Origin of the sequence: Kribbella sp. VKM Ac-2566, assembly GCF_004366005.1 — a bacterium.
GTDB classification, from domain to species: domain Bacteria; phylum Actinomycetota; class Actinomycetes; order Propionibacteriales; family Kribbellaceae; genus Kribbella; species Kribbella pratensis.
Window position 1 is genome coordinate 419,964 of the sequence record NZ_SODT01000013.1, and the last position, 21,961, is coordinate 441,924.

At 68.2% G+C, this 21,961-nt stretch carries 25 protein-coding genes; 8 read left to right on the plus strand and 17 right to left on the minus strand.

Features of this window, described 5'->3' with window-relative positions:
• Positions 1 to 122: 122 nt before the first annotated feature.
• Entirely contained in the window at positions 123 to 365 is a 243-nt protein-coding gene (locus EV647_RS32745) for a hypothetical protein (protein ID WP_134009874.1), read from the minus strand.
• Positions 366 to 473: 108 nt separating this feature from the next.
• Between EV647_RS32745 and EV647_RS32750 the strand changes: the two genes are divergently transcribed.
• On the plus strand, positions 474 to 1,901 hold the full coding sequence (locus EV647_RS32750; RefSeq protein ID WP_202876380.1) for an alpha-amylase family protein: 1,428 nt from the start codon (positions 474 to 476) through the stop codon (positions 1,899 to 1,901).
• Here the strand turns inward: EV647_RS32750 and EV647_RS32755 are convergent.
• The 3 genes from EV647_RS32755 to EV647_RS32765 are packed head-to-tail and all read right to left on the minus strand — an operon-like array spanning position 1,827 to position 4,238.
• Positions 1,827 to 2,675, minus strand: coding sequence for a MerR family transcriptional regulator (locus EV647_RS32755; protein ID WP_134009878.1), 849 nt, complete (start codon positions 2,673 to 2,675; stop codon positions 1,827 to 1,829). The two genes, EV647_RS32750 and EV647_RS32755, sit on opposite strands and share 75 nt — an antisense overlap.
• A gap of 25 nt (positions 2,676 to 2,700) precedes the next feature.
• On the minus strand, positions 2,701 to 3,465 hold the full coding sequence (locus EV647_RS32760) for an ABC transporter permease (RefSeq protein ID WP_134010385.1): 765 nt from the start codon (positions 3,463 to 3,465) through the stop codon (positions 2,701 to 2,703).
• A gap of 2 nt (positions 3,466 to 3,467) precedes the next feature.
• Positions 3,468 to 4,238, minus strand: coding sequence for an ABC transporter ATP-binding protein (locus EV647_RS32765; protein WP_134009880.1), 771 nt, complete (start codon positions 4,236 to 4,238; stop codon positions 3,468 to 3,470).
• Between the two features lie 117 nt (positions 4,239 to 4,355).
• Here EV647_RS32765 and EV647_RS32770 point away from each other — a divergent pair, with 117 nt between their 5' ends.
• Entirely contained in the window at positions 4,356 to 4,874 is a 519-nt protein-coding gene (locus EV647_RS32770; RefSeq protein WP_238177503.1) for an RNHCP domain-containing protein, read from the plus strand.
• Here the strand turns inward: EV647_RS32770 and EV647_RS43210 are convergent.
• Positions 4,861 to 5,598 carry a VOC family protein gene (locus EV647_RS43210; RefSeq protein WP_134009884.1) on the minus strand — a complete coding sequence of 246 codons (738 nt, stop codon included), beginning with the start codon at positions 5,596 to 5,598 and terminating at the stop codon, positions 4,861 to 4,863. The genes EV647_RS32770 and EV647_RS43210 overlap by 14 nt on opposite strands.
• A gap of 195 nt (positions 5,599 to 5,793) precedes the next feature.
• Here EV647_RS43210 and EV647_RS32780 point away from each other — a divergent pair, with 195 nt between their 5' ends.
• Positions 5,794 to 7,239, plus strand: coding sequence for a gluconate:H+ symporter (locus EV647_RS32780; RefSeq protein ID WP_134010387.1), 1,446 nt, complete (start codon positions 5,794 to 5,796; stop codon positions 7,237 to 7,239).
• Here the strand turns inward: EV647_RS32780 and EV647_RS32785 are convergent.
• The 8 genes from EV647_RS32785 to EV647_RS32825 form a co-directional block, all read right to left on the minus strand.
• Positions 7,236 to 7,913 carry an urease accessory protein UreD gene (locus EV647_RS32785; RefSeq protein ID WP_134009886.1) on the minus strand — a complete coding sequence of 226 codons (678 nt, stop codon included), beginning with the start codon at positions 7,911 to 7,913 and terminating at the stop codon, positions 7,236 to 7,238. The two genes, EV647_RS32780 and EV647_RS32785, sit on opposite strands and share 4 nt — an antisense overlap.
• On the minus strand, positions 7,897 to 8,610 hold the full coding sequence (gene ureG / locus EV647_RS32790; protein WP_134009888.1) for an urease accessory protein UreG: 714 nt from the start codon (positions 8,608 to 8,610) through the stop codon (positions 7,897 to 7,899). Before ureG ends, EV647_RS32785 begins: the two co-directional genes overlap by 17 nt.
• Entirely contained in the window at positions 8,603 to 9,469 is an 867-nt protein-coding gene (locus EV647_RS32795; protein WP_238177504.1) for an urease accessory protein UreF, read from the minus strand. Before EV647_RS32795 ends, ureG begins: the two co-directional genes overlap by 8 nt.
• Positions 9,469 to 11,166, minus strand: a complete 1,698-nt coding sequence (locus EV647_RS32800) for an urease subunit alpha (RefSeq protein WP_238177505.1) — start codon at positions 11,164 to 11,166, stop codon at positions 9,469 to 9,471. Before EV647_RS32800 ends, EV647_RS32795 begins: the two co-directional genes overlap by 1 nt.
• The gene (gene ureB / locus EV647_RS32805; RefSeq protein WP_134009892.1) at positions 11,159 to 11,563 is read right to left on the minus strand and encodes an urease subunit beta; all 405 of its coding nucleotides are present in this window, start codon (positions 11,561 to 11,563) and stop codon (positions 11,159 to 11,161) included. Before ureB ends, EV647_RS32800 begins: the two co-directional genes overlap by 8 nt.
• Positions 11,564 to 11,574: 11 nt before the next feature.
• Positions 11,575 to 11,877 (minus strand): urease subunit gamma, encoded by a 303-nt coding sequence (locus EV647_RS32810; RefSeq protein ID WP_133789219.1) that lies wholly within the window; start codon positions 11,875 to 11,877, stop codon positions 11,575 to 11,577.
• A 433-nt stretch (positions 11,878 to 12,310) separates the two neighbouring features.
• The gene (locus tag EV647_RS32820; RefSeq protein ID WP_134009896.1) at positions 12,311 to 13,951 is read right to left on the minus strand and encodes a cytosine permease; all 1,641 of its coding nucleotides are present in this window, start codon (positions 13,949 to 13,951) and stop codon (positions 12,311 to 12,313) included.
• 103 nt (positions 13,952 to 14,054) lie between these two features.
• A complete protein-coding gene (locus EV647_RS32825) occupies positions 14,055 to 14,438 on the minus strand; it encodes a MarR family winged helix-turn-helix transcriptional regulator (RefSeq protein WP_134009898.1) in 384 nt (127 codons plus the stop codon).
• Positions 14,439 to 14,547: 109 nt separating this feature from the next.
• Here EV647_RS32825 and EV647_RS32830 point away from each other — a divergent pair, with 109 nt between their 5' ends.
• From EV647_RS32830 to EV647_RS32850, 5 genes are all read left to right on the plus strand, one after another.
• The gene (locus EV647_RS32830; protein WP_134009900.1) at positions 14,548 to 15,609 is read left to right on the plus strand and encodes a substrate-binding domain-containing protein; all 1,062 of its coding nucleotides are present in this window, start codon (positions 14,548 to 14,550) and stop codon (positions 15,607 to 15,609) included.
• Between the two features lie 34 nt (positions 15,610 to 15,643).
• On the plus strand, positions 15,644 to 16,456 hold the full coding sequence (locus EV647_RS32835; RefSeq protein WP_134009902.1) for an alpha/beta fold hydrolase: 813 nt from the start codon (positions 15,644 to 15,646) through the stop codon (positions 16,454 to 16,456).
• Between the two features lie 25 nt (positions 16,457 to 16,481).
• Complete coding sequence (gene lhgO, locus EV647_RS32840; RefSeq protein WP_238177506.1) at positions 16,482 to 17,678, plus strand: L-2-hydroxyglutarate oxidase; 1,197 nt, start codon at positions 16,482 to 16,484, stop codon at positions 17,676 to 17,678.
• 21 nt (positions 17,679 to 17,699) lie between these two features.
• Entirely contained in the window at positions 17,700 to 18,569 is an 870-nt protein-coding gene (locus EV647_RS32845; RefSeq protein WP_134009906.1) for a P1 family peptidase, read from the plus strand.
• Between the two features lie 66 nt (positions 18,570 to 18,635).
• A complete protein-coding gene (locus EV647_RS32850; protein WP_166679758.1) occupies positions 18,636 to 19,451 on the plus strand; it encodes an amino acid-binding protein in 816 nt (271 codons plus the stop codon).
• Positions 19,452 to 19,503: 52 nt separating this feature from the next.
• Here the strand turns inward: EV647_RS32850 and EV647_RS32855 are convergent, their stop codons facing one another.
• The 4 genes from EV647_RS32855 to EV647_RS32870 all read right to left on the minus strand — a co-directional run bounded on the left by EV647_RS32855 (position 19,504) and on the right by EV647_RS32870 (position 21,876).
• Entirely contained in the window at positions 19,504 to 19,977 is a 474-nt protein-coding gene (locus tag EV647_RS32855) for a hypothetical protein (protein ID WP_134009908.1), read from the minus strand.
• A 17-nt stretch (positions 19,978 to 19,994) separates the two neighbouring features.
• Complete coding sequence (locus EV647_RS32860) at positions 19,995 to 20,348, minus strand: hypothetical protein (protein ID WP_134009910.1); 354 nt, start codon at positions 20,346 to 20,348, stop codon at positions 19,995 to 19,997.
• On the minus strand, positions 20,345 to 21,316 hold the full coding sequence (locus EV647_RS32865) for a nitroreductase family protein (protein ID WP_134009912.1): 972 nt from the start codon (positions 21,314 to 21,316) through the stop codon (positions 20,345 to 20,347). Before EV647_RS32865 ends, EV647_RS32860 begins: the two co-directional genes overlap by 4 nt.
• A gap of 107 nt (positions 21,317 to 21,423) precedes the next feature.
• On the minus strand, positions 21,424 to 21,876 hold the full coding sequence (locus EV647_RS32870; protein WP_134009914.1) for a pyridoxamine 5'-phosphate oxidase family protein: 453 nt from the start codon (positions 21,874 to 21,876) through the stop codon (positions 21,424 to 21,426).
• Positions 21,877 to 21,961 lie beyond the last annotated feature (85 nt).

Genomic DNA, 21,961 nt, shown 5'->3' on the forward strand with positions numbered 1-21,961 from the left:
CCACCCCCTCTCATCTATAAGAGGGCTGAGAACGGCGACTGATACGCGATGGGTCGCAATAGCCGCGAGTCTGGGTTACGCGGAGTTACTGACCTGGGAGGGTCAGGGACAGCGTGCGTGGATCAGGCGTCGGCCTGGCCGAGGGAGTGGAGTTTGGAGAAGGGGGCGACGACTCGCAGGAGCCGTCCGGCCCCGAAGTCGATGACGACCGTGCCATCAGTTTCGACTGAATGGACGCGGCCGAGTCCTTCCCTGTCGTGAGAGACCCGCTCACCGACTTCGTAACTCTTGAGCGAGTCAGAAACCTGGGCCTTGAAAGGACTGGTGGACAGGTGACGACGCGTCGTCGCGCGATAGGGCAGCATCAGACCTCAAGTATGCGCCGTTTTCGCCGACTCTGCGACACGGGACCCCCTTGGAGCCACCGGCCCCGTGGTTTGATGAGGTACCCGCCGCCCCGAGGGAGTCCGATGATGCGCAAATTACTGGTCCTGTTGCTGGGTCTGTCGATGGCCGGACTGAGCGGGGCGAGTGCGCAGGCGGCGCCGGTGGGGGACCGGGACGTCATCGTCCAGTTGTTCGAATGGAACTGGACGTCGGTCGGGCGGGAGTGCGGGCAGGTACTCGGCCCGAAGGGGTACGGCGCAGTGCAGGTCTCGCCGCCGCAGGAGCATGTCGTGCTGCCGGGGTCCGGGTATCCGTGGTGGCAGGACTACCAGCCGGTGAGTTACAAGCTGGACAGCACCCGCCGCGGCACGCGCAGCCAGTTCGTCGCCATGGTCAACAGTTGCCACGCGGCCGGTGTCAAGGTGTATGTCGATGCCGTGATCAACCACATGACCGGTGGCTCGTCGGGAGGCACCGGCAGCGCCGGGTCGTCGTACACGCACTACGACTACCCGGGGACGTACCAGACGCAGGACTTCCATCATTGCGGACGCAACGGGAACGACGACATCGTCAACTACGGCGACCGGTACGAGGTACAGAATTGTGAGCTCGTCGACCTGGCCGATCTGGCAACCGGTACCGACTACGTTCGCGGCCGGATCGCGGCGTACCTGAACGACCTGCTGTCGATCGGCGTCGACGGGTTCCGGCTGGATGCCTCGAAGCACATGCCCGCCGCGGACATCGCCGCGATCAAGTCCCGCTTGGCGCGTCCGGCGTACCTGTACCAGGAGGTCATCTACGGCGCCGGCGAGCCGATCACCCCGGACGAGTACGTCGGGAACGGCGACGTGCTGGAGTTCCGGTACGGGAAGGATCTCGCCAAGATCTTCACCACCGAGCACCTCGCCTACCTGCGCACGTTCGCGGAACCGTTGGCGTCGGATCGTGCCGTGGTGTTCACCGACAACCATGACACCCAGCGCGGCAGCGGCGTACTGACGTTCCGCGACAACGGCCGCTATGCGATGGCGAACGCGTTCATGCTGGCCTGGACGTACGGGACGCCGAAGGTGATGTCGAGCTACGAGTACACGTCGAACGACGAGGGACCGCCGTCGACCGGTAGCGGGCAGACGGTCGACACGACGTGCTTCAGCAACCGCTGGCGGTGCGAGCACGAGTGGCGGGTGATCGCCAACATGGTCGGCTTCCACAACGCCGTACGGGGGACCGCCGTGACCGAGTGGTGGGACAACGGGAACGACGCGATCGCGTTCGGCCGTGGCGACAAGGGTTACCTCGTCCTGAACGACGAGAGTTCAGCGCTCACCGGCCGGAGCTTCCACACCCAGCTTCCGGCCGGCGTGTACTGCGACGTCTTCCACGGCGACCACTTGGCGGGCGGCTGCACCGGTCCGACGTACACCGTCGACTCAGCAGGCTGGTTCCGCGCCGACATCGCAGCCACCGACGGTCTCGCGCTCCACGCTGCCGCCAGGATCTCGTAGCCCCTCGAGTCTGTCGGTGGGCACGCGCTCGATGCGGGTCCAGCCTTTCCAGCCGCGTTCCTCCAGGATCGTGAGCAGCCGCGCCGCCTCGGGTGCGGACTCGAGCATCACTGCGTCCAGCAGCTCGACGAGCTGGTCGTCGAAGGGCTCGTCACCCAGCTGGCCGGCCTCGAAGGCGCGGATGTACATGCGTTCCAGGATGTCGGCGATCTCGAACAGCAAGGCTTCGCCATCCGGATTGTCGACTGCCTGACTCACCAGGCTGTAGAGCTTCTGGGCATCGGGATCGTCCAGTTGCTCGTGCTTCGCGGCGATCACGGTGTCGATCACCTCCGGTACCTGGGCGGCGATCATGATCCAGGCATCGCGCTCCATGACGATGTAGCGCTCGCTGACGCCGTAACTGCGCAGCCGGTCGAGATAGTCCACGACGGTCTGCGGGAGCGCGAGGTGGTCGCCGGCGGCAAGTCTGGCGAGCCGGCGGCGGCTCACCTGCAACCGCCGGATCTCGGCGCGCAACGACTTGTCGATCTCCTGTACGCCGTCCTCGAACTTCGCGGGAGTGGCGTCGAGAAGTTCCTGCACACGGGCCAGCGGTACGCCGGCATCGGCGAGCGTGTGGATCCGGATCAGGCGTACGACGGCAGCGGAGTTGTACGACCGGTACCCGGAGTGGTCGCGTGCGGGCTCCGGCAGCAGCCCGATCTTGTGATAGTGGCGCACTGCCCGCACCGTCACGCCGGCGTACGCCGCCAGCTGGCTGATCGTGAGCATGGGTCCATGTTCCCTCAGGGATGCCTCAGGCGATCTTGCGGCGATAGGCGACCATCGCGAGCACGTACGCCGCGACGAGGACGCCGACGCACCAGGCGAGCGCGGCCCAGATGCTGCTGCCGACGGGTTGTTGCGCGAGCAGGTTGCGGATCGTGTCGACGATGGATGTCACCGGCTGGTTCTCGGCGAACCAGCGCACCGGGCCGGGCATGGTCTGGGTGGGCACGAACGCCGAGCTGACGAACGGCAGGAAGATCAGCGGGTACCCGAACGCGCCCGCGCCCTCGACCGACGACGCGGTGAGCCCGGGGATCACCGCGAGCCAGGTCAGCGCCAGGGTGAACAGGAACAGAATGCCGATCACCGCGAGCCAGGCCAGCACGCCGGCACCCGAGCGGAAGCCCATCACGAGCGCGACGCCCACCACGACGACCAGTGAGATCAGGTTGGCGACGAGTGAGGTGAAGACATGCGCCCACAGCACGCCCGAGCGGGCGATCGGCATCGACTGGAACCGCTCGAAGATCCCGGTCGCCAGGTCCATGAACAGCCGGTACGCCGTGTAGGCCACGCCCGACGCGATCGTGATCAGCAGGATGCCGGGGAGCATGTAGTTCACGTACGCCGTGGACCCGGTGTCGATCGCGCCGCCGAAGACGTACACGAACATCAGCATCAACGCGATCGGCGTGAGGACGGTCGTGATGATGGTGTCCAGGCTGCGGGTGACGTGGCGCAGCGTGCGAGCAGTCAGGGCGACGGTGTCGCCGACGAAGTACGAAGTACTCATGGTCATCGCTGGTCTCCAATGACTGACAGGAAGATCTCCTCGAGGGTCGGTTGCTTCTCGACGTACTCGACCTTGGCGGGTGGGAGGAGCTGCTTGAGTTCGGTGAGGGTGCCGTTGACGATGATCCGGCCCTGGTGCAGGATCGCGATCCGGTCGGCGAGCTGTTCGGCTTCTTCCAGGTACTGCGTGGTGAGCAGCACCGTCGTACCGTGGCCGGCCAGCTCCTTGACCGTCTGCCACACCTCGATCCGCGCCTCGGGATCGAGCCCCGAGGTCGGCTCGTCGAGGAAGATCACCGGCGAGTTCCCGATCAGACTCATCGCGATGTCCAGGCGACGGCGCATGCCGCCCGAGTACGTCGCTGTTCGCTGAGCGGCCGCCTCGGTCAGCGAGAAGCGGTCGAGTAGGTCGTCGGCGACGGCGCCGGGGTCCTCGACGTGCCGCAGCTTCGCGACCAGTACGAGGTTCTCCCGGCCGCTGAGGATCTCGTCGACGGCGGCGAACTGCCCGGTCAAGCTGATGGATTCCCGTACGTCGGCCGGCTGCGTGGCGACGTCGAACCCGTTGACGGCGGCCGTTCCCGCACCCGCCTTGAGGAGCGTGGAAAGGATCCTGATCGTCGTGGTCTTGCCCGCCCCGTTGGAGCCGAGCAGCGCGAAGATGCTGCCCCGCGCGACGTCGAACTCCACGCCACGCAGTACCGCCTTCTTCCCGTACGCCTTCTCCAGCCCCTGCACCCGAATCGCCGGCTCACCGGCCGATTGAACTGTCATGAAGCCAACCCTGCGGGGTTGACCCTGCGTCAAGGTCAACCCCGGCGCCGGCGGTTAATTGTTTGACGGTGCTGGAGGTGGGCTGGTCTGCTGTGGGGACGTGCGCCGGATCAGCCGGTGCGGACCGGGAGGAGGGAAGCGTATGTCTGCTCTGTCCTGCAGCTTTGCTCTGAAAGGTTCTTCGGTTTGGCATTCGCACGTTCGTTCAGCTGTGAACATTGCGGCGTAGAGGTCTCCCTCGACGCCCCCGGAACTACGCATCGCAATCATTGCCCGAGTTGCTTGTGGTCGCGTCATCTCGACCGCAACGTGCCTGGTGATCGCAAGGCCGACTGTGCCGGCGGCATGGAGCCGATCGCGGTCACGGTTCGCGGGGAGGGCCGCTGGGTCCTCATCCACCGGTGCACCAACTGTGGGCGTCTCCGCCTCAACAAGACCGCCGGCGACGACAACGTCCTGCTCCTGATGCGGCTGGCAGCTCTTCCACTGACCATGCCGTTCGTCCCGTTCGCGCCCGATCCTGAGCCCGAATCCTCAGGCAACGGCAACGGCAATGGCAACGGCAACGGCACCAAGCCCCGTAAGCCCAGGGCCCGCAAGAACGCGACCGCGACCGCCGCGCTCAGAGAGGAGTGAGGAGGCAGAACTCGTTGTTCTCGGGATCTGCCAGAACGGTCCAGGGGACCTCACCTTGACCGATGTCCAGGTCGGTGGCGCCGAGCGAGCGCAGCCGGTCCGCCTCCGCCGCGTGGTCGTCGGCGGGGTACGGGCGGAGGTCGAGGTGGACGCGGTTCAGGCCGGCCTTCGCGTCGGGAGTGCGAATGAACTCGAGGTACGGCCCGACACCCTTAGCGGAACGCAGTACGGCGGAGTTGTCGGTCGACTCGTGGAGCGTCCAGTCCATGGCCTCGGACCAGAACCGGGCCATCGCTCGCGGGTCGGCACAGTCCACGACGACAGCGGCGATCGGGCCGGTGTCGCTGTAGACCGGTCGAGGCTCGAGTACGCAGAACTCGTTGCCCTCCGGGTCGGCGAGGACCGTCCACGGGGCGTTGCCCTGGCCGATATCCGCGGGCGTCGCGCCGAGGCTCAGGAGGCGGTCGATCAGGTCTGCCTGGTGAGCCGCGGAGGTGGTGGCGAGGTCGAGGTGGACGCGGTTCTTCGCCGTCTTGGGATCGGGGACGGGAAGGATGTCGATGCAGACGGCGCTCGGGTCGGGATAGCTGAAGCCCTCGGGCTCGAGGTTGGTTTCCTGGGCGTTGTCGGCGGTGACCTCCCAGTCGAGCGCCCCCGCCCAGAACCTGCCGAGCGCGGAGCTGTCGTGAGCCTTCATCGAGATCTGCACCAGCCGCGTCGCCATACCGCCGATCCTATGCCCGGCTGCTCGCCACCCTGAGAGCCTGGTTCAACACGCGGCCTGGCTCGTCGCGTCGGGCGTCGGGATCCGCGGCGCGGTGGGACACTGCCAAAGAGGGCGTCTGTGGCGGTCAGGTTCTAGTGGCGTCCAGAGAGCGGTGAAACTGTGAGTGTTGCTTACGAAGCCGGTCTGGTTCCGCTGGTCGCTGAGGCGGACGTTCATGCGCCTTGGAACGGGCACGACACCCGGGTGCTGATCGTTGCCGTGCTGGGGATCGCGGTGATCGTGGCGCTGATCGTGGCGTTCAAGGTGCATGCGTTCCTGTCGCTCACGATCGGCGCGCTGTTCGTCGGCGTGGCGTCCGGGATCGGCGCCGGGGCGGTCACGAAGTCGTACGAGAACGGCGTCGGCAGTGTCCTCGGGTACGTCGGCGTACTGATCGCCCTCGGCGCGATGGTGGGCAAGCTGCTCGCCGACTCCGGCGGCGCGGATCAGGTGGTCGACACGATCCTGCGCGGCCGAACCGGCGCGCTCCCGTGGAAGATGGCGCTGATCGCCTTCATCATCGGTATCCCGATGTTCTTCGAGATCGGCCTCGTACTCCTGATTCCCGTGGTGGTGCTCGCGGTACGGCGGACCGGCGCGCGAGCCATGCTGCTCGGTATCCCCGCGCTCGCGGGCCTGTCCGTCCTGCACGGTTTCGTACCGCCGCACCCCGGGCCGTTGGCCGCGATCGGCGTACTCGGGGGCAACGTGGGCATCACGCTGGCGCTCGGTCTGCTGGTGGCGATTCCGACGGTGATCGTCGCCGGTCCGCTGTTCGGCCGGCTCGCGGCGAAGTGGGTCCCGATCGGGGCCGCGGGCGCGGCGCTCGAGGTCGGTGCCGGCCACCACGAGGTCGAAGGAGAACAGACGCATCCGCAGCACGCGGCGGAGGTCACGCGCCAGGACGCGCCGCCAGGTGCGGTCCGGACCCGGACGCCGAGCTTCACCGCGACGATCGTGACGGTCCTGCTCCCGGTGGCGCTGATGCTGATCAAGGCCGCGTCCGACGTCTGGATGAGCAAGGACAACGCGGCCTATCCGTTCCTCCAGTTCATCGGCGACCCGGTCGTCGCGCTGCTGATCGCCGTACTGCTCGCGATGTTCACCTTCGGCACGGCGGTGGGTTTCGGCATCCCGGAGCTGAGCAGAAAGATCGGGGAGAGCCTGCTCCCGATTTCCGGCGTGATGCTCATCGTCGGCGCCGGCGGCGGTTTCAAGCAGGTCCTGGTCGACGGCGGGACCGGTACCGCGATCGCCAAGATCGCCATCGCGGCGAACCTGTCGGCGTTGCTGCTCGGCTGGATCGTCGCGGTCCTGATCCGGCTGGCGACCGGCTCCGCGACGGTCGCGACGGTGACTGCGGCCGGGATCGTGGCGCCGCTGGCGACCGGTGAGAGTACGACCTATCTCGCGCTCGTGGTGCTGGCGATCGGCGCCGGTTCGCTGTTCTTCTCGCATGTCAACGACGCCGGCTTCTGGCTGGTCAAGGAGTACTTCGGCATGACCGTTGGCGAGACCATCAAGACCTGGTCGGTGATGGAGACCCTGATCTCGGTCATGGGCCTGGCCATGACGTTGCTCCTGTCGATCTTCATCTAGCTCGCGGAGGCTGGGCGGTTCAGGGTGCTCTGGTGCTGTTCGTGGACCAGTCGGCGGGCGATCGAGCCCGGGCCCTCGAGCTGCAGGGTTTGCGGGTCGTCGGGGAGCCGGAAGCCGAGTGTGGTCACGGTGTCGAGGCAACGGTTCGTACCCAGGACTGCCCAGCCGGTGCGGGATTCGGGGGAGAGGTCGAGATCCTCGGCGAGGAGCAGGTTCTCGCCGAGCCAGGCGCGGGTCGCGGTGTGCAGGACCCCGCCGGTCTCGCCGTGGCGGCCCAGGACGAGTGACTCGCGAAGGTGCGCGGTGCAGCCGGTCGCGAGGCGTGCGGTCGTCGTACGGGTGACGTCGGCGTCGGCGGAGACGACGAACGGTTCGGCGTACCACTGAAGGCTCGCGCCGTCGGTGAGGCGGATGTCGATGTCCCAGCGGGCGGTGCCGCCACGCATGCCATAGGCAACGGTTCCGGCGGTCTCCACGATCTCGAGCCGTACGGCGCCGGACACCGCGATCTCGATGCGTACGTCGTCGCCGGCGAGCAACAGTGCGCCCGCGGCGACGAGAGCAACACGTACGACGCCGTCCGTACCGGGCAGCTGCCGTGGTGACAGGTGGTCGGTGGTCAGCAGGCAGCGGTCACGGACCGGGTCGGCGACGACATCAATGCGTGTGGGCATGGGTGTGCGTGATCAGTTCGCCGTCCTCGCCGACGTGCGAGTGCGGGGCCATCGGTCCGGGATCGACGGGCGTGTGGTCGCCGGCGCGTACGGCGTGTGCCATCGAGCGCACCCATGCGGTCAAGAGGGCGATCGAGGCGGGATCCGTGCGAGAGAGCGCTATCACCGGTTTCCCGTCGCGGGCCGTCTCGGCGTCCTTCACCATCTGCTCGACGTCGACTCCGACGTACGGCGCGAGGTCGGTCTTGTTCACGATCAGGAGATCGGCGCGGGCGATACCAGGACCGCCCTTGCGTGCCACGTCGCCGCCGCCGGCCACGTCGAGCACGAAGATCTGCGCGTCGACGAGCGCGGGGGAGAACGTGGCGGTCAGGTTGTCGCCGCCGGACTCGACAAGGACGACATCCAGTGGCGCGAAGTCGCGTTCGAGGTCCTCGACCGCGATCAGGTTCGGCGTGACGTCGTCGCGGATCGCGGTGTGCGGGCAGGCTCCGGTCTCGACGGCGCGGATGCGTTCCGGGTCGAGAACGCCGGCCGCTTTGAGCATCCGGGCGTCCTCGTCGGTGTAGATGTCGTTGGTGATGACGCCGAGCTGGAGTTCGCCGGCGAGTTCGCGGCAGACGGTCGCGATCAGTGAGCTCTTGCCGGTGCCGACCGGTCCGGCGACACCGAGACGGAAGGAGCGGGTCTCAGGCATGGAACAACCTCATTCTCTCGATGGCATGGTTGTGCGCGAACACGTCGATCAGCGGGGCACCGTCGGCCGGGATGTCGTCGATGCGGGTCAGGGGCGCGACGTCCTTGACGAGCCACTCGATGTCGTCGTGCAGACCGGCGAGCCAGGTCGCCGCGTCGGCGGGGTCCACGGGCAGCAACTTCAGCGACGAGGAGATGACAGTCTGCGCATCGTCGTACGCGATAGTGCGCGCCACTTGCTCCGCCGACAGTCCGGTCACCGCTCCGACGACCCCGAGCACTACGGGCCTCGCGATCTCACCGTCGTTCGGAAGGTACGTCGTCACGTCGGGCCAGACGCGGCGCGCCAGCCGCAGCAACAGTCGCCCCTGGCGTCGCGAGACACCCCGTACGACATGACTGGGCGTCCGCGCCGCCCACGCCGCCTCGACGTCTCCCAACCCTTGCCCCGCTGCGCGCCGAGCCGCGCGGTCTTCGAGTCGTGGATTTTGGTTGTCAAATCCCCGTTTCTCCAGCCACAATCCACGACTCGGCAGATCGGGCCCGAACCAATCCGCACGACTCGGCGAGCTGGGGGTCTGGGTGTCGAGCCGGCCCGTGGTTTGCGGAACATTTTCGTCGCCTGGTGCAACATTTGTTCCGGAAAGGGCGAGGTGGCGGGTGACCACGGCGACGGCGGCTTCGACGCGGGTCGTCGTACGGAGGCGATCCCGGGCATAGGACGCGACGTCGGCGAGTTGCTTGCCGTCGGCACCTAGGCCCGCGCGAACTGCGGGCTCCAGTCCGCCGGACTGGGTGTGCCCGCCGGTCGGCAGCCGGCCGTCGGCGAGCATCATCGCGACCAGTTCCACGTTGCCCATCAGAACATCGCGTACAGCTGAGCGAGTGGGAGGACCGACGCCGGCGCCGGCTCGACCAGATCACCGTCGACCTTGATCGCGAACGTCTCCGGATCGATGTCGATCGCCGGCAGCGCATCGTTGTTCTTCAGGTCCGCCTTGGTGAGCTCCCGCGTCGGTCGCACGCCGAGCAGCTCCCGGCGCAGACCGAGCCGCTCGGCCAGCCCGTTCTCGAGCGCGGCCGGAGACACGAACGTGTACGAGAGATCCGCCCCGATGGCATCGCCGAACGCGGGCCGCATCAGCACGGGCTGCGGCGTCGGGATCGACGCGTTCGGATCGCCGAGGGCGGCCCAGGCGATCGCGCCGCCCTTGATCACCAGGCTCGGGCGGACCCCGAAGTACCGCGGGTCCCACAGCGCGAGGTCCGCGAGTTTGCCCGGCTCGACCGAGCCGACGACATGATCGATGCCGTGGGCAATGGCCGGGTTGATCGTGTACTTCGCGACGTACCGGCGTACCCGCTCGTTGTCGGCGACCGCGCCGAGCTGGCCGCGGCGATGTTTCATGACATGGGCGACCTGCCAGGTGCGCGTGATGACCTCGCCGATCCGGCCCATCGCCTGCGCGTCCGACGACGTCACCGAGAGCGCGCCGAGGTCGTGCAGGATGTCCTCGGCCGCGATCGTGGTGGCGCGGATCCGGGACTCGGCGAACGCGAGATCCTCGGGTACGTCGGGGCTGAGGTGGTGGCAGACCATGAGCATGTCGAGATGCTCGGCGACGGTGTTGACGGTGTGCGGCAACGTGGGGTTCGTGGAGCCCGGGATGACGTGCGGGTGCGACGCGATCGTGAGGATGTCCGGCGCGTGACCACCGCCCGCGCCCTCGACGTGGAACGCGTGGATGCCGCGGCCCGCGATCGCGCCGAGGGTCGACTCGACGTACCCGGCCTCGTTCAGGCTGTCCGCGTGCAGCGCGACCTGGAGACCCCACTCGTCCGCGGCACGCAGGGACGCGTCGATCGCGGCCGGGGTCGAGCCCCAGTCCTCGTGCACCTTGTACCCGGCGGCGCCGGCGAGCGCCTGCTCCGCGAGCGCCTCGGCACTGACGGTGTTCCCCTTGCCGAGCAGGAGGATGTTGAGCGGTACGGCGTCCAGCGCGCGATGCATCTGCTCGAGATGCCACGCGCCGGGGGTGACCGTGGTCGCCTTCGAGCCCTCGCTCGGCCCGGTGCCGCCGCCGACGATCGTGGTGATCCCGGTCGCCAGCGCCTCGTGGAGCTGCGACGGCGACAGCAGGTGGACGTGCGAGTCGATCGCACCGGCGGTGAGGATGCGACCCTCGCCGGCGATCACGTCGGTGGACGGCCCGATCTGGAGGTCCGGGTGTACGCCGTCCGCGATGTCGGTGTTGCCCGCGCGGCCGAGGGCGACGATCCGGCCGTCGCGGATGCCCACGTCGGCGCGGACGATGCCCCACCAGTCCACGACCAGCACGTTGGTGATGACGGTGTCGGGCGCACCCTCCGCCCGAGTCGTCGTACCTTGCGCCATCGACTCGCGGATGGACTTGCCACCGCCGAAGACGACCTCCTCGCCGCCGACGGTGAAGTCCTGCTCGACCTCGACCCACAGATCGGTGTCGCCGAGGCGCACCTGGTCGCCGACGGTCGGCCCGTACAGGGCGGCGTACGCCGCACGCGAGATCTCAACCACGATCCACCTCATCGGATTCAGCCGGCTTCAGCTGGATTCCAGGCACCCGCCGCCTGCCGCGGAGCGCGACCAGCGCCACCTCACGGGATGCGCCGGGTTCGAAGCGCTGCGACGTACCCGACGGGATGTCCAGCCGGAACCCCTGGGCGGCCTCGCGGTCGAAGCTCAGGGACGTGTTGGCGTCCGGCAGGTGCAGGTGCGAGCCGATCTGGATCGGCCGGTCGCCGGCGTTCACGATCACCAGCCGTAAACGTTCGTCGTCGGAGCGGTCGGCGTTCAGTTGGATGGTCCCCGGTCGTACCCGGACCGCTCCAGGCGCCGTCGTACTGGGTAGTGCCGGTGCGGCTGGGTTGTCCGCGCCCTGTCTTTCCTTGCTAAGTCTATCGTCGTCGGCCATGGATTCTGCCTTCAAATGATCGGGCTGTGGATAGTCACGAGTTTGCGGCCGTCCGGGAACGTCGCCTCGACCTGTACGTCGTGCAGGAGTTCGGCGACACCGGGCATGACCTGGTCGCGGCTCAGGACGGTGCGGCCGGACTCCATCAGGTCGGCGACGCGGGCGCCTTCGCGGGCGCGTTCGATCACCCAGGTGCTGAGCAGGGCGACGGCTTCGGGGTGGTTGAGAAGCACTCCCCGGGCCAGCCGGTCGCGGGCGACCATGCCGGCCACGGAGAGCAGCAGCTTCTCGACGTCGGCGGGAGTGAAGTTCATGGTGTGGTGTTGCGGGGCCGCATCGACGCGGGAAGCAACCGCCGCTGACTCCCTTCGCAGGTCGGGGGCTGCAGAGACAGCAGCCTGGATGGAGCCGGAGCCGAGCTCCCGCTCCACACGCCGGTTTGGGGAGGATTTTCTACCCGATATGGGAGGTAATCCTCCCCAAGTTGCATCATGGCAGCCGTCACGAGGTGCGGCAGCGGGTTGGGTTGCCGAACTAGGTGGTTTCTCCGCGGAACGGTGGAGGATTTCCCGCACAGGGAGCGAGAAACCCTCCAGGTACTCGGCGCAGACGACGCGACGGGGCAGGAGACCGCGGCGGGGCGGGAGGTTGCGATGGGGCGGGAGGTTGCGATGGGGCCGGAGGTTGCGATGGGGCGGGAGGTTGCGACTTCGATGTGCCTTGGCGCCGCGGCGTTCCACGAGGAAGTCATGCTTGTGACGGTAGGACGTGGTCGGCGACCTTGTCCGTGCTCAGGCACAGGGAGCAGACGGCGGCGTCATGAGTTGCGCACGCGGTCATGTCGGGGCGTTCGTACTGCTGCCGGCACACGTGACACGTCAGGACCTCTCCGGACGGGTTCCCGTGCTCGTCGTACATCGGCAGGTCCAGCCCGTCGTCGGACCGTCGCAAGTAGTACTTCCCGCGCGTGAGTACGGCGAGCACCGGTGGCAGGACCAGGGCGAGCCCGATCGCGACGAGCGGCGAGTACGGCTTGATCCCCGAGCCGAGTCCACCGAAGAACACGACGATCGACACACCCGCGGCCGCCGCCATCGACCCGAAGCCGACGGGATTGACGGCGTAGAGCATGCCGCGCCGGAACTCAGGCGCCTTCGGCGACAACCCCAGCAGGTACTTGTTGAACACGATGTCCGAGGCAACGACCACGATCCACGCCATCCCGCAGTTCGCGTAGAACCCGAGAATGGTGTTCAGGAAGTCGAACATGTTCGCCTCCATCAGCACCAGCGCGATCACCAGGTTGAACCCGAGGAACACCAGCCGTCCGGGGTAGTGCCGGGTCAGCCGGGTGTACGAGTTCGTCCAGGCCAGCGATCCGGAGTACGCGTTCGTCACGTTGATCTTCACCTGGCTGATGACGACCAGTACGACGGCCAGCGTCATCGCCAGCCACCCGGGCAGGAACCCGCGGTAGATCTCCAGGAACTGGTGCACCGGCTGGTTGGCGATCGACGACGAGTCGGCGACGTTCGCGATCAGGTAGACGGCGAGGAACAGGCCGATCACCTGCTTCAGGGCGCCGAAGATCACCCAGCCCGGTCCGGCCAGCAGCATCGCGGTCCACCACCGGCGCGAGTTCTCCGGGGTCTTCGGCGGCATGAACCGCAGGTAGTCGATCTGTTCGGCGATCTGCGCGATCAGCGACAGGCACACCCCGGCGGCCAGCAGCATCGAGCCGAAGTCGGCGTCCGGGCCGTAGTCGAAGAACGTCTGCACCGACGACGGATGCGACACGAGCAGGTAGCAGAACGGCAGCACCATCAGGATCAGCCACAGCGGCGTCGTCCACACCTGGAGCGTGGACAGCACCTTCATCCCGTAGATGACCAGCGGGAAGATCACCAGTGTCGAGACGGCGTACCCGAGCCACAGCGGCACGTGCAGCCCCAACTGCAGGCCCTGCGCCATGATCGAGCCTTCGAGCGCGAAGAAGATGAACGTGAACGACGCGAAGATCACGTTGGTGACGACCGAGCCGTAGTACCCGAAGCCGCTGCCGCGGGTGATCAGGTCGAGGTCGATGTTGTAGCGGGCGGCGTAGTACGCGAGCGGCAGGCCGGTCGCGAAGATCACCACGGCGAAGATCGCGATACCCCACAGCGCGTTCGTGGTCCCGTACGAGATCCCGATGTTCGCGCCGATCGCGAAGTCGGCGAGGTAGGCGATCCCGCCGAGGGCCGAGACGGCGACGACGCCGGTCGACCACTTCCGGTAGCTGCGCGGCGCGAACCGGAGGGTGTAGTCCTCCAGCGTCTCGCGGGTCGCGGTGGTGGGTGCGGGGGTTTCAGCGGTGGTGCGGTGGTCGAGCGAGGGCTCCACAGACATGGGCGAACTCCTGGCGGCACCTTCGGGCGAGCGGTGCTCCGGCGGGCCGGCGACGCTGCCGGCGGGGGATGCACCCGAATGGAAGGAACCTAGGAACGCCGTGTTACCGGGGTGTTGCCGAGCTGCTACGTTCGTGTATTTCCATCTGGAAGTACTTCGCTACGTCCGCCTCGAGCTCGCGCTGGGCCGAAGCGAGGCGATCGGCGACCGTGCCGCCGACGGGGGAGAGGGCCGTGACGATCCGGCGCCTGTCGTCCGGATGGATGCGTCGCAGCACCAGCCCGCGCTCGACCAGCTTGTCGACGTGCCGGGTCAGGCTCGCGGCCGGCAGTACGGCGGACTCGGCGAGCACCGACATCGGCTGCCCGGGCTCCTCGTGGAGCGCGGCCATGACCCGCCACTGCTCGATCGTCAGACCGAACTCGTCGAGCAACGGCTGCAGACCCAGCTCGAGTTGCCGCTCGATCCGCTTCAGCACCAGGAGCACGCCGCATCACCCCTCTTCGGTTCAGGTGGTGGGAAATATAGCCGTTCGGTCGATGTTCCGCCTCCGGTTCGTCCACACTTGAGCGAATGTCCGGCGGGAGGAGGTGACGGTGCGGCGCTCCGACGTACTGCCGATCGCCTTCGTCGTGCCGCTGCAGGGCCCGACCGGGATCTACGGACCGTCCTGTCTCGCCTGCGGTCAGCTCGCGGTCGAGCAGCTGAACGCACGCAACGGGATCGCCGGCCGCCGGGTCGAACTCGTCCAGGTCGACGCCGGCCGCCCGCCCGAGGTTGTCGCCGAGGATGTGGGGCGGCTCGTCGACCAGGGGCGCGTCGAGGCCGTGGCCGGCTGGCATATCTCCGCGGTCCGGGTCGCGCTGGCCCGACGCATCGGCGGGCGGGTCGTGTACGCGTTCGCGGCGATGCACGAGGGCGGTGACGACACGCCTGGTGTGTTCATGCTCGGCGAGCGTCCGGTCAACCAGTTGCTGCCGGCGGCGCACTGGTTGCGTGAGCACCTCGGCGCCCGGCGGTGGGTTGTCGTCGGCAACGACTACGTGTATCCGCGGGTGACCGGCTCGGTGGCCCAGGAAGCCTTGCAGGGAACGGGATCCGAGATCGTGCACTCGGCGTACGTCCCACTCGGTACGGCGGACTTCCGGGACGTGATCGACGGGCTCCGGGCAACGGACGCCGACGGCGTGATCATGCTCCTGATGGGCCAGGATGCGGTGCATTTCAACCGGCAGTTCGCGGCCGGCGGGCTGAGCGAGAGACTGCTCCGGCTCAGCCCGGCGATCGAGGAGAACACGCTGCTCGGCGCGGGATCGGGCGCGAATCACGGCGTCTACGCGGCCGCGGCGTACTTCGACAAGCTCACGACCGTCGAGAGCAGCGAGTTCGCCCGGCAGTACTACGCCCGTTTCGGGGCCTTCGCGCCCGCACTCAACGCGGTGGGCGAGTCCTGCTACGAGGCGATCCGCTTCCTGGCCCGGCTCGGCGAGATCAGTGGCTCGATCGCCATGTCGGCCGCCCTCCCGAGCGGCCACTTCTACGACAGCCCGCGCGGACTGCTGCGGCTCGACGGCAATCTCGTCGACCAGGACGTGTACCTGGCGGTCGCCGACGGTCTCGAATTCCGGATCCAGGAGCAGATCGCCCACACCGCCTAACCGTCATGAACCGCATTGATGGTTAGGTTGGGGGATGGACGTGAAGGAGCGGTTCAGCTGGGAAGGCCGATCGATCGCGTGGGGACGGGCGGGCAGCGGTCCGCCGCTGGTGTTCTGCCACGGGACACCGTTCTCGTCGCGCGTGTGGTCGCGCTACGCCGATGCGCTGAGCGCCGACTTCACCGTGTACCTGTGGGACATGCCGGGGTACGGCGAATCCTCCAAGCACCCCGAGCACGCGGTCGGCTTCGGCTCGCAGGCGAAGGCGTTCGCGGCGTTGCTCGAGCACTGGGAGTTGGAGCGGCCGCGGGTCGTGGCGCACGACTTCGGCGGTGCCGTCTCCTTGCTGGTAACGCTAGCCGAGGGTGCGGCGTACGAGTCGTTGATGCTCGTCGACGTGGTGGCGATCCCGCCGAGCGGGTCGGCGTTCTTCCAGTTCGTGAAGCGCTATCCGGCGACGCTGGACGCGTTGCCGGCGTACATCCACGAGGCGATCCTGCGGGCGTACGTGAGCGCGGCGAGTCATCGCGGGCTACGCGACGAGGAGCTAGCAGCGCTAGTTTCTCCGTGGTGCACGGAGGCGGGGCAGCCGGCGTTCTATCGGCAGATCGCGCAGTACGACGAGGAGTTCCTGGTCCAGAACGAGCGGACGATCGGCAACCTCACGATCCCCGTGAAGGTGGTCTGGGGGAGCGAGGACGCGTGGATCCCGCCCGCGACCGGACGGCGGCTGGCTGGGCTGATCCCGGGTTCGACGTACGTCGAAGTACCGGACGCCGGCCACCTGATGCAGTACGACGCTCCCGTCGCGCTGGCGACGGAGCTGCGCAGATGGCTGTATTTATGACCGTATGTCGGCCCTCTTTTCACAGGTGACGAGATCTGCGGTGGTGGTCGGTGGCGGGATCGTAGGGCTGGCTGTGGCGCGAAGCCTGCAGCGGCTCGATCCCGGTACGCCGGTCGTCGTACTGGAGAAGGAACCGGCCGTCGGGGCGCACCAGACCGGGCACAACTCGGGCGTGGTGCATTCGGGGCTGTACTACCGTCCGGGCTCGCTGAAGGCGCAGTTCGCGGTGGCGGGCGGTACGGCGTTGCGTGAGTACTGCGAGGAGAAGGGCATTCCGCTCGACGTACCTGGCAAGCTCGTTGTCGCGACAACTGAGGCCGAACTGCCGCAGCTCGATCGCCTGTTCGGGATCGGCCGCGAGAACGGTGTCCCGGTACGTCGGCTGACCCTGGACGAGGTCGCGGAACGCGAACCGCATCTGCGGGTCAAGGGTGCGCTCGCGGTCGACTCGACGGGGCGCGTGGACTTCAAGCTGGTCGCCGCCGCGCTCGCCGAGGACGTCCGGGCGGCAGGCGGCGAGATCCGGACCGGCGTGTCCGTGACGGCGGTCGAGAACGCCGGCTCGGTGGTGCGCGTGCGGACGACGGATGACGTGATCGAGGCCGACCGGGTCGCCGTCTGTGCGGGCTTGCACAGCGACCGGCTCGCGCGGGCGTCCGGTCTTGAACCGGGTGTCCGCATTCTCCCGTTCCGCGGCGAGTACAGCGAGCTCGTCCCCGAGAGGGAGTACTTGGTGAAGGGGCTCGTGTACCCGGTGCCCGATCCGGACCTGCCGTTCCTCGGTGTCCACCTGACCCGCGGCATCGATGGCAGCGTGCACCTCGGCCCGAACGCGGTCCCTGCGCTGTCCCGCGAGGGCTACTCGTGGTCGAAGATCGTCGTACGGGACGTGTGGGAGTCGGCGACGTACCGCGGGTCCTGGAAGCTCGCGCGACGGTACGCACGCACCGGCGCGAAGGAGATCGTCCGCTCGCTCACCGGTCGTGCGCTGGTCCGCGAGGCGCGGCGGATGCTGCCGGAGTTGCAGGTTTCCGACGTACGACGGTCCGGCGCCGGCGTCCGCGCCCAGGCCGTGACCCGCGACGGCAAGCTGGTCGACGACTTCCTGTTCCTCCGCGACGGCCGCGCCCTGCACGTCCTGAACGCGCCGTCACCCGCCGCCACCGCCTGCCTCGTCATCGGCAACCGCATCGCCGAAGAACTCTCCGCCGACCGCGCCTGAGCTACGCCTATCTTTGTCGGCATGACAACGTTCGGGGTGCCAGGAGTCCGGGTGGGGCATTGGAGTGACTTCGAGGGGCGGACCGGCTGCACAGTCGTGGATCTGCCCGCCGGCACCGTCGCGTCGTACGAAGCGCGTGGCGGCGCGCCCGCCTCCCGGGAGCTGGAGCTGCTGGAGCCGGGGAAGGCCGTGAACGCGATCGACGGCGTCGTCCTGACCGGGGGATCGGCCTTCGGCCTGGCGGCGGCCGATGGCGTCATGCGGTTCTACCGTGAGCAGGGACGCGGCGTGCAGACCCCTGCGGGTGCGGTGCCGATCGTGCCGACACTGGCGCTCTTCGACCTCACGGCGGGCGATCCCGCCGCGGCACCGGACTCCGCCGCCGGGTACGCGGCCGCGCAGGGGTGCACAGCGGAACAGGTGCTGCACGGCCAGGTGGGGGCAGGGACCGGGGCGTACGTCGGGCATTGGCGCGGGCCGGACGGTCGACGGCCCGGCGGGCTCGGGTACGCCGAACATCGTCTTGGTGAGCTCGTGGTTGCCTGTCTTGCGGTGGTGAATGCCTTCGGTGACGTCGACGACGGCGGCAAGGACGTGTCGTTCGACGCGGTACGGATCCTCGCGGAGCCGTTCGCGTTCGGCGAGGGGCGCGCGCACACGACGATCGGCGTCGTCGTCACGAACGCCCGCCTCGACAAGGTCGGCTGCCGGACCGTTGCCCAGGGCGCCCATGACGGCCTCGCCCGGTCCATCACGCCACCGCACACCCAGTTCGACGGGGACGGGTTCGTCGCCGCGGCGACCGGTCAGGTCGACGTGCACGTCGACATCGTCAGGCTGCTCGCGCTCGCCTGCGTCACCGACGCCGTACGAAGCGTCGCGCCGGCCTGATCGAACCCTCGCGAACTTCACGCCGGCGCAACAGCTGGGCAATCTGGGTCGGGGACGCTTTCAGATATGGACTCGTTGCGTACGACGCTCACGGGTGGGACGGCCTGTGATGTGTGTGGACGGCTGCCGCATCCGCGGCGGCTCCGGCTGACGTTGGCGAAGCTGGTGGCGATCGCTCCGGTGGAGCTGGCTTTGCACGCGTTGGTGCTCGCTGCGCATCCGCCGTACCTCGTCTCGGTTGCGGTGCTGGCGAGCGTGACGACGGCGCTCGTGATCTGGGTGGTGGAGCCGTCGACGATGCGGCTGCTGCGATCCTGGCTGCATGCGCCGAAGGCTCGTCCGCGGCACGGGATCGGAACGCTGTGGCGGATCCGCGTGACACTCGACGATCGGGCGGGAGCACTGGAGAGCGTTACCCGGCAGCTCTCCGTCCTGGACGCGAACATCCTCGGGCTGCACGTCCATCCGATGGACGACGGGGTGCGGGACGAGCTGGTCGTCTCGACGCCGGATGACGTCACGGCCACTGACCTGGAGGATGCGATCGAGTCCGGCGGCGGGCGCGAGACGCACGTGTGGCCGACGACCGCGTTGGCGTTGGTGGACGGACAGACGAAGGCGTTGAGTCTGTCGGCTCGTGTGGTCGCGGATCCCGGCGAGCTGCCGCATGCCGTCGCCGAGTTGCTCGGCGCTCAGCTGGTCACGAATCGAGCGACACTGACGGGTCAGCTGCCCGACGACGGGACGGTGCTGAAGGTTCCTTCGCCGTCGACCGGTTTGTTCGCGTTCAGCCGTCCGGGAGAGCCTTTCACCCCGGCCGAGTCCGCTCGCGCACACCGCCTCGCCGAACTGGCGGAAGCCGCCCAAACCATCACCCGCTGAGCCCGCTGAGCCCGCTGAGCCCGCTGAGCCCGCTGAGCCGGTTGGGGCCGCCTCAGTTGCGGTGCGGCGGCGCGGTCGGGAAGGTGATCGGCTGGACGATCTCGATGCGGGTTCCAACGCGCTCGCAGGTGGGGAGGTCGTGGTAGATCTCCCAGCTGTCCCCGGTCGCGATCGCTTCCTCGGTTTCCAGCCAGTCCTGGACGGCGTGGTAGCTGAGCGGGAGTTTCTCGTCCGGGTCGGTGTGCCAGACGGCGAGCACCGGTCCGGCGGGCAGGGAGGACACTTCGACCTCTCCGCAGTCCGCGATCGGCGCGCTGATCGGGAAGCCGGCTTCGGCCTCGATCTCCCCGCCGGGCAGCGGATGCCAGCGGGCGAACGGGTAGCCGGTCGGAGCGATGCCGTGGTGCCGCAGATGCTCGGCCACCGCGGCACAGGCCGAAGGAACCCAGTCCGCCAACTGCTCGGGGACAAGGTGACCCCGCCGTACTGCGGTCAATTCGTCGCTGTGAAATCTCACCTGGGGCATCGGTGCATCACCATCACTCAATGTACGTCGGCAACCGGCACTTGGATACTGAGGGCGACCCGGCCGAGAGCGCGCAGGGCGGCCACGGTCTCCGCGATCCGCTGATGCGACGCGCTGGAGTGGACGGTCCGGAACAGCTCGTTGCGGTCGTCCTCGAGGTCGTCGAGCAGGTGTTCGAACTCGGCGACGACGGCGTCGTACGGCGGCCGCGCGATCAGCAGCGGCAGGATGTGGCCGCGGAAGGCGACCAGGGTGTGCTGGGCCTCGGCCAGCCGGCGCTCTTCAAGGAACCAACCGTCGGACGAGCTGGTCTGGGCGAGGTTCCTGAGGTCGGCCTCCCAGCGGTCGATCTCCTGGCGCAACGGGGTCATGACTGCTCCTTCAGGAACTCGGCGAGCGGCCGGCGGGCGGTTGCCGAACCGGATCGATGGTGGCCGAAGCGGATGATCATGTGCGCGTGGCCGGGCAGTCCCGTGAGGCGCTGGACACGGCAGCGCAGATCGTCGTACTCGAGCGGCTGGTTGAGGAACGAGGCGCTGACACCTTCCCGCGTCGCGGTGAGCAGCACGCGTTCGAGCGCTGCGCCTGCCGCGACCTGGTCGGAGGGCTCGTCGACGTCGGTCGAGAGTACGGCGATGTCCGGATGCTGTTCGAACTGCCGCTCGACCCGCACGCGGTCGGCCGGCCGGGTCGCCATGTCGCGGACAGCCGCCGGATAGGTGGCGGAGCGCGGGCCGAGCGCCGAGCTGGGAATGCCGTCGGCGATTCGTTCGCCGCCGACCCAGTGGGCGCGTTCGGCGCGGCGGTGCCAGTCGCCGATCTCGCGCAGGTCGGTGTCGAGCACCAGATCGAGAACCGTGCGGACGTCGTCCTCGGCGAGCCAGGTGAGCTGCGCGCCCTCGGCGTACGCCGCCTGCATCAGCGAGATCCGCGTACCCTCGGCGACCGGCGTGGTGTCCGACGGGTTCCGGTCGGTGTGGCGATAGGGGATCTGTACGGCGAGATCGCGCAGCTCGTCGTTCCCGGTCGCGCTGGGCTCGATCACGATCCGGGCGAGCAGATCAGGCTCTTCTCTCGGGTACGGCGCCAGCCCGAACCAGGTGCTGTACCCGAGGGTCTCGGCCGCGCAGCGGAGGTTGAAGGTGGCGGCGCCGGCGGCGATCCGCATCGCCCGGCCGGTCGGGTCCTCGGCGGGAAGCGTGCGGGAGCCGTCCAGGTAGACGTCGATCACGTGACCGTCGATCTCGAACCGCCACGGCTGGGTGTTGTGCATACTCGGCGCGGCGACGGCCGCCGCCAAGAGGACGTCGATGTGCTCTTTGGCCAACTGATCGCTCATGGGATCCACCTCCACCTTCAGCTTCGTCGCAGGAGCATGGGCGGCGCTGCGGGCAAGAGTCCCGACTTGGTGGGCCGTTCGGCCGACCACGCCAGGGACAGTGGCGACTAGCACAAGCGCGGACGCCGGCCCCACGGGACCAGGCGCCGGCCCTGGACGGACTCGATTCCGAGCCGGACGAGCTGCGGCTCCTCCATCGGCATCCAGGAGTGCAGGGCCAACGTACGACGCAATTCGGCGGCCTCGTCGTCCGTCACCACGGACAGATGCCCGATCGCCGTCACCGTCCACCCGACGTGCCGCTCCGCATCGACCTCGTCGGCCTCGAATGCGACCACGTCGCCCCGCTCGGCGGCCCGGAACTTGTCGCCCTGGCCGGTGCTGAACACGATCGTGTCCTCGTCGACGACGAAGTTGACCAGGCGGACCGCGGGCAGACCGCCGTGGGTGTAAACCAGCCGGCCGAGCGGCACGGACGCGAACAGCCGCACACAGTCCGCCGGCCCGATGATCTCCAGGCGGGAACTGTCGAACTGCCGCGCTGTCCTAGTGGTGTCCACGAGTCAACAGTCCGGCGACTTCGAGCGTGGCAGTAGGGCCGAAAGTCCCGAGCAGGAAGGACACTGTTTCCCGAAAGGGGTGAAG

Bases quoted from the DNA above. Each gene is read 5' to 3' on its own strand.
- EV647_RS32745 (WP_134009874.1), bottom strand. From the start codon at position 365: ATGCTGCCCTATCGCGCGACGACGCGTCGTCACCTGTCCACCAGTCCT.
- EV647_RS32750 (WP_202876380.1), top strand. From the start codon at position 474: ATGCGCAAATTACTGGTCCTGTTGCTGGGTCTGTCGATGGCCGGACTG.
- EV647_RS32755 (WP_134009878.1), bottom strand. From the start codon at position 2,675: ATGCTCACGATCAGCCAGCTGGCGGCGTACGCCGGCGTGACGGTGCGG.
- EV647_RS32760 (WP_134010385.1), bottom strand. From the start codon at position 3,465: ATGAGTACTTCGTACTTCGTCGGCGACACCGTCGCCCTGACTGCTCGC.
- EV647_RS32765 (WP_134009880.1), bottom strand. From the start codon at position 4,238: ATGACAGTTCAATCGGCCGGTGAGCCGGCGATTCGGGTGCAGGGGCTG.
- EV647_RS43210 (WP_134009884.1), bottom strand. From the start codon at position 5,598: ATGGCGACGCGGCTGGTGCAGATCTCGATGAAGGCTCACGACAGCTCC.
- EV647_RS32785 (WP_134009886.1), bottom strand. From the start codon at position 7,913: ATGCCCACACGCATTGATGTCGTCGCCGACCCGGTCCGTGACCGCTGC.
- ureG (WP_134009888.1), bottom strand. From the start codon at position 8,610: ATGCCTGAGACCCGCTCCTTCCGTCTCGGTGTCGCCGGACCGGTCGGC.
- EV647_RS32795 (WP_238177504.1), bottom strand. From the start codon at position 9,469: ATGGGCAACGTGGAACTGGTCGCGATGATGCTCGCCGACGGCCGGCTG.
- ureB (WP_134009892.1), bottom strand. From the start codon at position 11,563: ATGGCCGACGACGATAGACTTAGCAAGGAAAGACAGGGCGCGGACAAC.
- EV647_RS32810 (WP_133789219.1), bottom strand. From the start codon at position 11,877: ATGAACTTCACTCCCGCCGACGTCGAGAAGCTGCTGCTCTCCGTGGCC.
- EV647_RS32820 (WP_134009896.1), bottom strand. From the start codon at position 13,951: ATGTCTGTGGAGCCCTCGCTCGACCACCGCACCACCGCTGAAACCCCC.
- EV647_RS32835 (WP_134009902.1), top strand. From the start codon at position 15,644: ATGGACGTGAAGGAGCGGTTCAGCTGGGAAGGCCGATCGATCGCGTGG.
- EV647_RS32845 (WP_134009906.1), top strand. From the start codon at position 17,700: ATGACAACGTTCGGGGTGCCAGGAGTCCGGGTGGGGCATTGGAGTGAC.
- EV647_RS32850 (WP_166679758.1), top strand. From the start codon at position 18,636: ATGGACTCGTTGCGTACGACGCTCACGGGTGGGACGGCCTGTGATGTG.
- EV647_RS32855 (WP_134009908.1), bottom strand. From the start codon at position 19,977: ATGCCCCAGGTGAGATTTCACAGCGACGAATTGACCGCAGTACGGCGG.
- EV647_RS32860 (WP_134009910.1), bottom strand. From the start codon at position 20,348: ATGACCCCGTTGCGCCAGGAGATCGACCGCTGGGAGGCCGACCTCAGG.
- EV647_RS32865 (WP_134009912.1), bottom strand. From the start codon at position 21,316: ATGAGCGATCAGTTGGCCAAAGAGCACATCGACGTCCTCTTGGCGGCG.